Origin of the sequence: Pyramidobacter sp. C12-8 (genome assembly GCF_002007215.1) — a bacterium.
Classification (GTDB): Bacteria; Synergistota; Synergistia; order Synergistales; family Dethiosulfovibrionaceae; genus Pyramidobacter.
Genome location: NZ_MUHX01000042.1, coordinates 1 through 13,205 on the forward strand (window position 1 = coordinate 1; position 13,205 = coordinate 13,205).

Here is a 13,205-nt window from a genome sequence, read left to right on the forward strand (position 1 = left end):
ATCGTTCCGATGTTCAGATGGGGCTTGCTGCGCTCAAATTTCTCTTTTGCCATTGTTTTTTCCTCCCTAGGCTTTCCTAGAAACTTACTTTTTGCCAGCGGAGTCAGCGCCGCTGGGGTTCAAGATCGTCTCGGCAACATTCTTGGGAACCGGTTCGTAGTGGTCAAACTGCATGGTGTAGTTGGCGCGCCCCGAAGTTTTGCTTCTCAAATCGGTGGCGTAACCGAACATCTCGCCCAGAGGCACATAGGCCTTGATCGCGCGGGCATTCGCCCTCATTTCCATGCCGTCAACACGGCCACGGCGGGACGAAAGATCGCCCATAACGTCGCCCACGTAATCCTCCGGAGTCACGACTTCGACGGACATAATAGGCTCCATCAGCGTGGGATTCGCCTTTCTCATGGCCTCCTTGAAAGCCATCGAAGCGGCGATCTTGAAGGCCATTTCCGAAGAGTCGACCTCGTGATAGCTTCCGTACACCAACTCGACTTTCACGCCGATGACGGGGAACCCGCCGAGAACGCCGCTGCCCATGGCTTCTTCGAAGCCTTTCTGACAGGCGGGGATGAATTCGCGAGGAATGACGCCGCCGACGATATCGTCCTCAAACACAAATCCTTCCTGTCCATCGGGCAAAGGCTCCATGTTGATGACGCAATCACCGTACTGTCCATGGCCGCCGCTCTGACGGACGAACTTGCCCTGAACCTTTTCAACGCGGTTCTGAATGGCCTCGCGGTAAGCGACCTGCGGACGCCCGACGTTGACGTGGACGCCGAACTCGCGGCGCAGGCGGTCAACGATGATGTCAAGATGGAGCTCGCCCATGCCCGAGATCGTCGTCTGCCCCGTTTCTTCGTTATCTTTGACGACGAAGGTGGGATCTTCGTCAGACAGCGCGATCAGCCCCTTGGCCAATTTGGTTTTGTCCTCGGTCGTCGCGGGTTCGACCGCCAGCGTGATGACGGGAGCGGGGAAGGTAAGACTTTCAAGCACGACGGGATTGTTCTCGTCGCAGAGAGTGTCACCCGTACGGGTGTTTTTGAGACTGGGCAGGGCCACGATCATGCCGGCGCTGGCGTCGTCGATGTCGATACGCTTGTTGGAATGCATCAGGAGGATGCGGCCAATGCGTTCGCGCTTACGGCTTGCAGGATTGTAAAGAGTGTCGCCAGTATGAAGCGTGCCGGAGTAAATACGACAAAACGTCAAACGCCCCACAAAGGGATCGACAGCAACCTTGAACGCCAAAGCCGAGAGCGGCTCGTCCATCTTAGGATGGCGTTCAATCACCTTGGTCTCGTCATCAGGAGAAGTCCCCTCGACTGCGGGAATATCGACGGGACTGGGCAGATAATCGATAACCGCATCAAGCACGGGCTGAATCCCCTTATTTTTAAAAGCGCTGCCGCAGAAGCAGGGCACGAACTTCAGCGCGATCGTCTGACGGCGGATGGCCGCCTTCAGCTGTTCGACCGTCGGCTCCTGCCCTTCAAGATACATGTTCATGATCTCATCGTCGACGTCGCCCAGCTGCTCGATGAGGTTCTCACGATACATTTTCGCGTCGTCGAGCATATCGGCGGGAATGTCGCGAAGCTCAGGATGCGCGCCGGTTTCGTCAACATAGACGACCTCCTTCATATGAAGAAGGTCAACGATTCCCTGAAAAGAATCCTCCGCACCGATGGGCAGAACCACCGGCACAGCACGAGCACCGAGACGATCATGAATCTGGCTTACAACGCCAAAAAAGTTCGCGCCGACACGATCCATCTTGTTGATGAACGCGATGCGAGGGACCTTGTACTTGTCAGCCTGACGCCAGACCGTTTCCGATTGGGGTTCGACGCCGCCGACCGCGCAGAAGACGGAAACGGCTCCGTCGAGGACGCGCAAAGAACGTTCCACTTCGACCGTAAAATCCACGTGGCCGGGAGTGTCAATAATATTGATAAAACAATCCTTCCACTGGCAGGTAATAGCGGCGGAAGTGATGGTGATCCCGCGTTCGCGCTCCTGAGCCATCCAGTCCATGGTCGCGGTGCCGTCGTGAGTTTCGCCGATCTTGTAGTTCACGCCCGTGTAGAACAGGATGCGTTCCGTGGTCGTGGTCTTTCCGGCGTCGATATGGGCGGCAATGCCAATGTTGCGGAGTTTCGTCAGATCCTTAGTCAGCATGAAACGTCACCAACGGCTGACTACCAACGGTAATGAGCGAAGGCTCTGTTGGCCTCGGCCATCTTGTGGGTATCTTCGCGTTTCTTCACGGAACTGCCCTCATTGTTGTAGGCGTCCATCAACTCGCGGGCAAGACGTTCCGCCATGGGCATGCCTTTTTTGCTGCGGGCGTAAGAAATGATCCAACGGATGGCCAACGCCTGCGCACGCGCGGGAGCGACTTCGACGGGGACCTGATAGGTCGCGCCGCCGACACGGCGGGAACGGACCTCGACCGCGGGCTTGACGTTTTCCATAGCCTTCTCAAAAAGAGCCATGGGTTCGACCTTCAGCTTCTCGGAAGCTTTTTCGAGAGCGCCGTACATAATGCCTTCGGCAATGCTCTTCTTGCCGTCGAGCATCAGAGTATTGATGAACTTCGTGACGACAACGCTGTTGTAAGTCGCATCAGCGATGGTTTCACGTTTTTTGATATGCCCTTTACGCGGCATGGAATTTCCTCCTTAAATACTTACTTGGGACGGCGAGCGCCGTACTTGGAACGGCTGCGCTTGCGATCCGCAACGCCGCCACAGTCGAGAGCTCCGCGAACGATGTGGTAACGGACGCCGGGAAGGTCCTTGACGCGACCGCCGCGCACGAGAACCACCGAGTGCTCCTGCAGGTTGTGTCCGACGCCGGGAATGTAAGACGTAACCTCAATGCCGTTGGTCAGGCGGACACGAGCCACCTTGCGAAGGGCCGAATTGGGCTTCTTGGGAGTCACGGTGTAGACACGGGTGCAGACGCCGCGGCGAACGGGAGAGTTCTGCAGCGCGGGAGACGCCGACTTGTAAGTCGCAGCGACGCGTCCCTTACGCACAAGCTGATTGATTGTTGGCACGATATTTCCTCCTTCTTCCGAAAAAATTCTATTGAACTTCGCCGAAGAACAACTTCTCCGGCTGTCTTCCGTATGATGTACACCGGTCCGGGTTTGTCTGGATAAGTTCCGCGCGGGGAAGAAAAACCAGCCTCTCTCGAGAGCATTCGTTTACTCAAGCCCTGGGGCTTGATCCACGGCAGATTAAACCAAAATGGTCCCAGACGTTCACCTTTCCCGAGGGAAAGAGCGCGCATCCTTGGAATCATCGCGGTTCCCGATAAAAGGACACAGTTCACCCTCGCACGAAAGACACCAAGTGATAATAGCAACGGGGCGCGCTAATGTCAAGCTTTTAGCACGCCCCGCATCGAGTATTTTAAGCCGACTTCTTCGACATTTAAAACTTACACATTTGACTTTTCTTAGATTCTCACTCGTCCGCCGGGACCTCAGCGCCGTCAGACATCTGTTTTTCCGCAGCATCATCGGCGTTCTCAGCTTCGGAGACGGGCACGAACTTGCTGGAAACATTCAGGCTCTGAAAGCGTTCGATCCCCGTTCCCGCAGGAATCAGGTGACCAATGATGACGTTCTCCTTGAGCCCCATCAGATGATCGACCTGACTGCGCACAGCGGCGCCGGCAAGGATCTGGGCGGTCTGCTGGAAAGACGCGGCGCTCAGGAAACTCTCCGTTGCCAGAGCGGCCTTGGTGATCCCGTGAATGAATTTTTTGCATACAGGAGAAACGCGCAGCTTACGCACGTAGGAAACGCGTGAAATCAGCGTCACTTCTTCGCTCTGCGGTGAAGCGGGACGCAGGCTCAGCTTCGGCACGCGGCTGGCAATGATGCGGGCAGCGTGTTCTTCCGTGAGCGTAACGCCGGCGGGGATGCTGCCCCTGCCTTCGCCGAGTTCTACGGCTTCCAGCGTGACTTTACCGACAACGGCATTGATGAGCGCCTGGGCCAGATACTCGTCAAGATGAACGGGCTTGTCGCTGTCGTGCAATGCCAGCGTCTTGATCTTGTTCTGCAGAATGGCCCGAATCACCGACGCGTCGACGATCCTGGGCATATTGGGCGCGGGATTGCCTTCGGCGTCGAAAGCGGCAGTCAGAAGTTTGCCCCAGTGAGTGCTGATCAGGCGCTCCTGGAGGTAATCGATAACGTCGATGTGCTGGACGTTCTTCCAGATGCGGATGCTTTTGACGGGATTGCTGCTGAGTTTTTGCACCAGCTCGCCGTTGACCAGATCGTTGGTCCTGGCGATCACCGTATCGCCTATCGAAACATCCTTGGCCAAATAGGCCGCGTCAGTGAGTTTGCGCAAAGTTTCCACGTCACGATAGAAATGAGGCTCCGAAGGCGTGGCTGTGATGCGAGTCAAGTCCTGCAGCGTCAGCTCGCGAGAGTTGGGGATCACCGTGCCGTCGGCGCAGGTGATGGGTTCCACGGGCTGGAATCCTTTCAGGCGCGCGCGGAATGAAGCTTCGCCGACAATGACGTCCAGCGGACCGTCGCTGTCACGCAGATGAAGCTTGGTCATCGGCGTGCCGGCTTTGAGAAGTTCCTCGACCAGCGGACGGTCGATAACGGTCTTCTGACGGCTCGTGATCTCCGGCGTGGGATGAACGCCTTCCTGTCCGAGGAAGGTTTTGCCGGAAAGCGTTCTGACGGCCTCTTCAAGATTGCGCTCGTTCTCCGCCGTCAGTTCGTCGATCTCCTTCTGCACGTCGGAAGCCCAGACCAGATCGCCCGCCACCAGCGAAGTGTCGCCTTCGTCGATGACGCGCAGCCGGTTGATCGGAGCGACTTTGCGCAGGATGACCTCGATGTGCTTGTTGTTGATGGAAACGCCCTGCGAACGATACACTTCCTGGATGCTGTCCACCAAGTATTTCTGCACGGCTTCCTGTCCCTCGACTTCGAGCAGCTGCTGAGGGTCGATGTAGCCGTCGGTGATCAGAGTATCCGCTTTGACTTCATCCCCCTCCTCCACCAGAATGCTTTGAGAGGCGGGAATATTGTAGGTAACCTTCTGCACGACGTCGCTGTCGTTAGGGGTGCCTTCGATGATGACCTTGCGCTTGCCCTCGAGCTCGCGCACTTCGGCCACTTTGCCGTTGAGCCCGGCCAGATAGGAGACCTTCTTGGGGCGGCGGGCTTCGAAAAGCTGTTCGATGCGAGGAAGCCCCTGGGTGATGTCCTCTCCGGAAATGCGCACGCCGCCGGTGTGGAACGTGCGCATCGTCAGCTGAGTGCCGGGCTCGCCGATGGACTGCGCCGCGACGACGCCGACCGCTTCGCCGATGTTGACCATCTTGCGGCTGGACAGATCGACGCCATAACACTTCTGGCAGATGCCGTAAGGCGACTCGCAGCTTAACGGGCTGCGAACCCAGATGTGCTCGCGAAGGTTCTCGATTTCAAGGGCCTTGTCCGGCGAGATCAGTTCGTTTTTGCTGATAATACGTTCACCGCTGACGGGATCGTCGATGTCTTCAAGGCTGGTGCGCCCGGCAATGCGTTCGCTCAGCGGGATGACGACCTTGCCGTCGCTCTTCATCGGCTCGATCTTGATGCCCTTGCTGGTGTGACAGTCTTCCTCGAGGACGATGATGTCCTGGGCGACGTCGACCAGACGGCGGGTCAGATATCCCGACTTGGCGGTGCGCAGAGCCGTATCGGCCAGCCCCTTGCGGGCGCCGTGCGTGGAAATGAAGTACTCCAGCATGTTCATGCCTTCGCGGAAGTTCGTGGTGATGGGATAATCGATGATGCGCCCCGTCGGATCGGCCATCAGGCCGCGGATGCCGGCCATCTGCGCCAGCTGCCCTCTGCTGCCTCGGGCGCCGGACTCGACCATCATGCGGATAGGGTTGGTAACAGCCATGTGATCCATGATGGAGTCGCCGATCTTGCCGGCCGCGCCGGACCACAGATCTTCCTTCTGACGCAGATATTCGTCTTCGGTGAGAATGCCCATCTCGTATTGGTCGCGAATGCGTCCGTCGACGTCCAGCGACTCATTGACGAGCTGCTGCTTCTCGGGCGGGATGACGATCGCCTGCATCTGGAAGCTTAGGCCGCTGAGACAGGCCCAGTGATAGCCGAGGTTCTTGATGGAGTCGAGCGTGTCGACCATCTCGATGTGGCTAAGATAATCGTACGCCTTGTCGAGCATGGCGCTGAGGTCTTTCTTGCCCATCTGGAAGTTGACGAAGCGCAGGCGCGGGTTGAGGTGCAGGTTGAACAAAGCGCGTCCGGGCGAAGTGATCAGCCACTTGCGAGTCTTGGGATCGAGGAAATCGCCGTCCTCCATGCCTTTTTTGGTGAGCGGCTTCCATTCGGGATCCCAGCGCAGATAGATGCGCGTGTTGACGTGCACCGCTCCGTGATCGAGAGCGGTCATCACGTCGTCGAGACTGTCGTAGTAAGTGTTCTCCCCCTTGAGGCCGGAGACCATGTTGGTGATGTAGTACACGCCGAGCAGGATATCCTGGGTGGGCGAAACGATCGGCTTGCCGCTGGCGGGCGAAAGCAGATTGTTGGCGGCCAGCATGAGCATACGCGCTTCGGTCTGGGCTTCGATGGACAGCGGCACGTGAACGGCCATCTGGTCTCCGTCGAAGTCGGCATTGAAGGCCGTGCAGGCCATGGGATGGAGGCGGATGGCCTTGCCTTCCATGAGGATCGGTTCGAAAGCCTGAATGCCCAGACGGTGCAGCGTCGGGGCGCGGTTGAGCATGACGGGATGGTCCTTGATGATCTCTTCGAGGATGCCCCAGATCTCTTCGTTGCCGCGCTCGATCATGCGCTTGCCGTTTTTGACGTTGGTGGCGATGCCCTTCTCGACCATCTTCTGGATGACGAACGGCTTGAACAGCTCCAGCGCCATCTGCTTGGGCAGGCCGCACTGATAGAGGCGCAGGAAGGGACCGATGGCGATGACGGAACGGCCGGAATAATCGACGCGCTTGCCCAACAGGTTCTGGCGGAAGCGTCCTTTCTTGCCGCGCAGCAGGTCGGTGAGACTCTTGAGGGGCCGGTTGCCGGCGCCGAGCACGGCTTTGCCCATGCGGCCGTTGTCGATCAGGGCGTCGACGGATTCCTGAAGCATGCGCTTTTCGTTGCGGATGATGATCTCGGGCGCCTTGAGTTCCTTCAGCTTGCTGAGGCGGTTGTTGCGGTTGATGACGCGGCGGTACAGATCGTTCAGGTCGGAGGTGGCGAAGCGGCCGCCGTCGAGCTGGACCATGGGACGCAGATCGGGCGGAATGACGGGCAGCACTTCGAGCACCATGGACTGGGGCGCGCAGTCGCCCTTACGGAAGTCTTCCACGACCTGAAGGCGTTTGACGATCTTGCGGCGCTTCTGTCCCGTCGTTTCGGAAAGTTCCTCGCGCAGCTCCTGGACGAGGTGGTTCAGATCCATGGCGCAGAGTTTTTCGCGCACGCCCTCGGCGCCGATGCCGGCCTTGAACTTGGGATCGTAGGCCGAGCACAGATGCTGTTCGCGCTCGATGATGATGTCGGAATCAGAGAACGGCGATTCGCCCTCGTCGATGACCAGGTAGCAGGGATCCTCGACGACGACGCTCTCGAGCTGCGAGGTGAAGCGGTGCGGATATTTTTCCTGGAACAGGGTGTGTTCCGACTGGGAAAGGATCTGTCCCTTGCCGTAGGGCAGACGGGTCACCGAGGTGACGATGTAGCTGTCCTGAGTGCCGGTCTTGCGGCGCTCGGCCTCCACTTCGCTGCCGCCGCGCAGGGCAGTCAGATCGGATTCGGGAATACTGTCGCCGGGCTTCCATTTCATCTCGCCTGCGGACTCGGCGGCGGGGCCTTCAGCCGTCAACACGGGGACTTCGTCGGCCGTGACGCCGTTGAGAGAAACGATCGTGTAGGCCGGCTCCGCCGAGAAGGATTCCTCCCCCCACTCCGACTGATAGCGGGCCAGTTGATTGGCGCTGATCACGTCGCCGACGGAAAGCGGCACGTCGTCGGTGGAAAGGATGCGGTACGCTTCTTCGGCCTTGAATTTCGGATCGTAATGGGCGTGGACGCGCATCTCTGATTCGGAGATCACGTCGTCCTTGGCGGCCAGGTCGGGACGCTTGCCCTCAATGACGACCTTGTACGCCGCCTCGCGCTTGCGCAGCGGTGCGAAATAGACCACGCGCTCCAGCATTTTGGTGGGCGTGCCCAGCAGCAGGCTGAGACGGCTGGGAATGCCGCGCAGATACCAGATGTGCACGACGGGAGCCGCCAGCTCGATATGCCCCATGCGCTCGCGGCGCACGCGGTTGTCGGTGACTTCGACGCCGCAGCGGTCGCAGACGACGCCCTTGAACTTGGGACCGCTCTTCTTGTATTTGCCGCAGGCGCACTCATAGCTTTTGGTCGGCCCGAAGATGCGCTCGCAGAAAAGGCCGTCGCGTTCGGGACGCAGCGTGCGGTAGTTGATCGTTTCGGGCTTTTTGACTTCGCCGTGGGACAGCTCCCGGATCTGGTCGGGGGTGGCCAGGCGCAGACGGATTCCGACGATTTCTTTATTCATAAGGAGAATCACTCCATTTCTATCCAATAAATGACGAAAAGACGAATACGGGACCGAAAAACGCTCGGAAGCGAAAGAGGCGGCAGCAGCGTCTCTCCCGCTCTTCTTTTTGCCGTTTACTCGTTCAGATTGGGCATTTCCTGAGTTTCGGGATCCGCCGCGTTTTCGCCGCCGGCGTTTTCTTCATCCGCATCCGGCAGCATCTCGGATTCTTCCTCGCCGTCGGATTCTTCAACGTCCCGTTCCGCCGGCTGACCGGGCAGATCCGCTTCGGCGGCGAACATCATGTCGTTGGCGGTAATGTTGTCGATGTCGCTGGGACGACGCGGGCCGTCGTCATCGTCGTCGATCGGCAGGGGACCGGACGTGCCGTCGCTGTAATCGATGGAAACGGTCAGGCCAAGCCCCTCCAGTTCCTTGACGAGAACCTTGAAGCTCTCGGGCACGCCCGGCTTGGTGAGGTTCTGCCCCTTGATGATCTTCTCGTAGGTCTTGAGGCGGCCGCGGATATCGTCGGACTTGACGGTGAGCATCTCCTGAAGCACATGCGCGGCGCCGTAGCCCTGCAGGGCCCAGACTTCCATCTCGCCGAAACGCTGGCCGCCGAACTGGGCCTTTCCGCCCAGAGGCTGCTGCGTGATCAGACTGTACGGCCCGACGGAACGGGCGTGCAGCTTGTCGTCGACGAGGTGGTTCAGCTTGAGCATGTACATGACGCCGACGGTGCTGGGCTCGGCCATCAGATCGCCGGTACGGCCGTCGCGCAGGCGGATCGTGCCGCCCGACGAGAGTTTGCCGCGCAGGTCGGGCTCGCGGTCGGAGATTTCCTGCAGCATCGTGTAGATCTCCTCTTCCGTGGCGCCCTCGAACACGGGAGTGCCGACGTGCCAGCCGTTCTTGAGGGCGACGAAACCGAGGATGACCTCGAGCACCTGGCCGAGGTTCATGCGGCTGGGAACGCCCAGCGGGTTGAGGCAGACGTCGACGGGCGTGCCGTCGGGAAGGTAGGGCATGTCCTCCACGGGGAGGATGCGGGAAACGACACCCTTGTTGCCGTGACGTCCCGACATCTTGTCGCCGACGGTGATCTTGCGCCACTGGGCCACGTAGACTTTGATGACTTCGTTGACGCCGGGGCTGAGCGACTCGGGATTGTCGACGTGGTTGAGCCGCTTGACGGAGACGACTTTGCCGCGCGTGCCGTGAGGCAGGTGCAGCGACGTGTCGCGCACTTCGCCGGCCTTCTCGCCGAAAATGGCGCGCAGCAGCTTCTCCTCGGGGCTGTGGTCGGCTTCGCCCTTGGGCGTGACCTTGCCGACGAGGATGTCGCCGGGGTTGACCTCGGCGCCGATGCGCACCACGCCGTCTTCGTCGAGGTTGCGCAGCGCGTCTTCGCCGACGTTGGGAATGTCGCGGGTGATCTCTTCCGGCCCAAGCTTGGTGTCACGGGAGTCGATCTCGTACTCTTCGATGTGGATGGAAGAGAAATAATCTTCCTTGACGAGCTTTTCGCTGAGCAGGATCGCGTCCTCGTAGTTGTACCCTTCCCACGGCACGAACGCGATGAGCACGTTGCGCCCCAGCGCCAGCTCGCCGCCGTCGACGGACTGGCCGTCGGCGAGCAGTTCGTCGGCCTTTACCTTGTCGCCCACGTCGACTTTTGGACGCTGATGGATGATCGTGCCCTGATTGGAACGCAGGAACTTGTCGAGCTCGAATTCGTGGCGGCCGCCGCCGTCGTCGGTCACTTCGATACGGTCGGAATCGACGTAGGTGACGGAACCGTCGCAGGAGGAATAGACGCAGCAGCCGGAATCGCGGGCGACGCGCTCTTCGATGCCGGTGCCGACGAAAGGCGCTTTGGGCAGCAGCAGGGGCACCGCCTGGCGCTGCATGTTCGAGCCCATCAGGGCGCGGTTGGCGTCGTCGTGCTCGAGGAACGGGATCAGCGCGGCGGAAGCCGATACGACCTGCTTCGATGACACGTCGAGGAAATCCACCTGTTCGGGAGCGATCTTGACGATGTCGCCCTTGTAGCGGGCATATACGGCGTCTTCCGTCAAGCGTCCCGTTTCCGGATCGAAGGGCGTGTTGGCGCGGCCGACGTAATAGGTGTCCTCCTCGTCGGCGGACAGATAGACGATGTCTTCCGCCTTCATGGAGACCACGCCGTTTTTGACGGGACGGCGCGGCGTGATCAGGAAGCCGTACTCGTTGAGACGCGCGTAGGTTCCCAGCGAAGTCACCAGACCGATGTTCGGGCCTTCGGGCGTCTCGATGGGGCAGATGCGGCCGTAATGCGTATAGTGAACATCGCGGGCTTCGAATCCGGCGCGCTCGCGGCTCAATCCGCCGGGCCCCAGGGCCGAAAGGCGGCGGCGGTGCGTCAGCTCCGAGAGAGGATTGTTCTGATCCATGAACTGCGACAGCTGCCCCGAGCCGAAGAACTCGCGCAGGGCGGCCGCCAGCGGGCGCACGTTGATCAAATCGCGGGCCATGGCCTTGCTGAGGTCGGCCACCGTGGTCATGCGTTCCTTGGCGATACGCTCGAGGCGCAGCATGCCGATGCGCAGCTGGCTCTGCAGCAGTTCGCCGATGGAGCGGACGCGGCGGTTGCCGAGGTGGTCGATGTCGTCGACACGCTCCTCGCCGATCTCGGGGAAGGTCATGTCGTCGCGCTGCTCCTCCGTGTCGCGCAGAGCGACCAGCCCCTTGACGATGCGGATCAGATCGTCGAGCGTGAGCAGATATTCGTCCTTCTTCAGGTCCAGGCCGAGGCGGCGGTTCAGCTTGTAGCGGCCGACGCGCCCCAGCGTGTAGCGGCGCACGTCGAGGAACAGTTCGTCGAAGTATTCGCGCGCGCCCTCGATGCGCACGGGCTCGTTCGGCCTCATACGGCGCAAAATTTCCAGCAGGGCCTCGTCGGTGCTGTTGGTGTTCTCCTTCTCGAGAGCGGAGACGAAGATCGGCGCCACATTCCACACCTTGAGCGACGTGCGTCCCTGTTCCCAGAGCAGCTCGAGCCCGTCTTTGTCAAGTCGGGTCCCTTCGTGGAGCAGCACCTGCCCGCGGGAATCGGTGACCGACTCGGCCAGCAGGCGGCCGGCCGCTTCTTCCGTGACGATGTCCAGATCTTCCACGACGCCGCCGAACGCCTTGAGCAGTTCTTCGTTCGTCCCCAGGCCGAAGGCCTTGAGCAGCAGCGTGGCGGGCAGCTTGCGGCGGCTGTCGATGTTGACCGACAGCGAATCGCCGGTCATGACGAACTCCACCCAGGCGCCGCGCTCGGGAATGATCTTCGCCGAATAGTTCTGTGCGCCCGAGGCGCCGGGTTCGGACTTGAAGTACACGCCGGCGCTGCGGGCCAGCTGATTGACGACGACACGCTCGGTGCCGTTGATGATGAAAGTGCCGCGCGGGGTCATGACGGGGAAGTCGCCGAGGTAGATCTCCTCCTCGCGCACCTCCTGCAAACGATCGTTGTGCAGGCGCACTTTGGCCCTGATAGGACGGTGCCACGTGCAGTCGCGGCGCTTCGCTTCCTCCTGGGACATGGAAGGCTCGTCGATCTCGTAGCCTAGGAATTCAAGACGGAAACTGCCGTCGAAATTGCTGATCGGGGAAATTTCGTCGAGGAGCTCCTGAAGGCCTACGGGCTCGCGATCCTCCGGCGCCACGCCTTCCTGGAAAAAACTGCGGTAGGATTCGCGCTGGACTTCCACCATGTCGGGAAGCGGGATCACATCGTGCCCGCTGCCGAAAATCAGACGCTGACGCCCCTTGCTCACCGGAACAAACTCAGCCATGCGTGTTCAACCTCCACACATTCAGAATAAAAGTCTCACTAGAAAGAAAATTTCGACACGGATTTTTTCACTCTCGGCGTTCAGCGAACTTAAGTGGTTAATCCGTCGCTCACGGGCTTCGCCGCCGTTTACAAAAGGGGGTGAGCGCCGCGAAAAAAGCTGCGCAAAATACAAAAAGGGCTGCACCAAGCACCGCTTGATGCAGCCCTCGCGTATCGGTGACATTGCCATCCCCACAAAAAGGATGGTGCCCGAGGGGAGACTCGAACTCCCACAGGCTAGTGCCCACTAGAACCTGAATCTAGCGCGTCTACCAATTCCGCCACCCGGGCGTTTCTTGAACACGTGGTTATTATACAGATCTTTTCGATTTTGACAAGCCCCCAAAAACTTTTTCGCCGGGGTTTTCTCGAAAAAAATTTCCCTGAAATTCTTCAAGGTAAATGCAACCCAACATCCGGTACCCCGTTGCATTAAATCTGAATTAAAAGAAGCTTGCATTTAGTCTGAATTGATGAAAGACCTTTCTTACGAGACAACAGATCTCGGAAAGGAGTTCATCATCATGAACAAACATTTGACTCTGGCTGAAAGAAAAGCCATTGAAAGCGCCCTCAACCGGCGAGAATCTCTCAGAAGTATTGCCTCAACAGTTCTGAAGTCGCCGAGTACGATCTCCAGAGAGATCAGAAAACATGCAGAGACTGTCTTCAAAGGCTGTTATGGCCGGACAGCAAACTGCTGCCTTCACCGGTATGACTGCTCCGTTACTTCCCTTTGTAACACCTCT

General features: G+C 59.3%; 6 protein-coding genes and 1 tRNA gene. 1 reads left to right on the top strand and 6 read right to left on the bottom strand.

All coding sequences use genetic code 11. The annotated features are described in order from the left end of the window. Window positions 1–84: 84 nt before the first annotated feature. The 6 genes from fusA to B0D78_RS11500 form a co-directional block, all read right to left on the bottom strand. Complete coding sequence (fusA, locus tag B0D78_RS11475; RefSeq protein ID WP_078017086.1) at window positions 85–2,184, bottom strand: elongation factor G; 2,100 nt, start codon at window positions 2,182–2,184, stop codon at window positions 85–87. A gap of 20 nt (window positions 2,185–2,204) precedes the next feature. Further along, a complete protein-coding gene (gene rpsG / locus B0D78_RS11480) occupies window positions 2,205–2,675 on the bottom strand; it encodes a 30S ribosomal protein S7 (protein ID WP_078017087.1) in 471 nt (156 codons plus the stop codon). Window positions 2,676–2,695: 20 nt separating this feature from the next. Continuing rightward, window positions 2,696–3,067: a 30S ribosomal protein S12 gene (rpsL, locus tag B0D78_RS11485; protein ID WP_009165707.1), complete on the bottom strand. Its 372-nt coding sequence runs from the start codon at window positions 3,065–3,067 to the stop codon at window positions 2,696–2,698. A 412-nt stretch (window positions 3,068–3,479) separates the two neighbouring features. Next, a complete protein-coding gene (gene rpoC, locus B0D78_RS11490) occupies window positions 3,480–8,609 on the bottom strand; it encodes a DNA-directed RNA polymerase subunit beta' (protein ID WP_078017088.1) in 5,130 nt (1,709 codons plus the stop codon). A 116-nt stretch (window positions 8,610–8,725) separates the two neighbouring features. Beyond that, window positions 8,726–12,415, bottom strand: a complete 3,690-nt coding sequence (gene rpoB, locus B0D78_RS11495; protein WP_078017089.1) for a DNA-directed RNA polymerase subunit beta — start codon at window positions 12,413–12,415, stop codon at window positions 8,726–8,728. Between the two features lie 245 nt (window positions 12,416–12,660). Then, window positions 12,661–12,747 (bottom strand) — tRNA-Leu (locus B0D78_RS11500). Between the two features lie 182 nt (window positions 12,748–12,929). Here B0D78_RS11500 and B0D78_RS11505 point away from each other — a divergent pair. Continuing rightward, window positions 12,930–13,205: helix-turn-helix domain-containing protein (locus B0D78_RS11505; RefSeq protein WP_143521727.1), on the top strand; the 276-nt coding region annotated here is incomplete at its 3' end.

Coding starts and splice junctions, on each gene's coding strand:
- rpoB (WP_078017089.1), bottom strand. CDS start 12,415: ATGGCTGAGTTTGTTCCGGTGAGCAAGGGGCGTCAGCGTCTGATTTTC.
- rpsG (WP_078017087.1), bottom strand. CDS start 2,675: ATGCCGCGTAAAGGGCATATCAAAAAACGTGAAACCATCGCTGATGCG.
- fusA (WP_078017086.1), bottom strand. CDS start 2,184: ATGCTGACTAAGGATCTGACGAAACTCCGCAACATTGGCATTGCCGCC.
- rpoC (WP_078017088.1), bottom strand. CDS start 8,609: ATGAATAAAGAAATCGTCGGAATCCGTCTGCGCCTGGCCACCCCCGAC.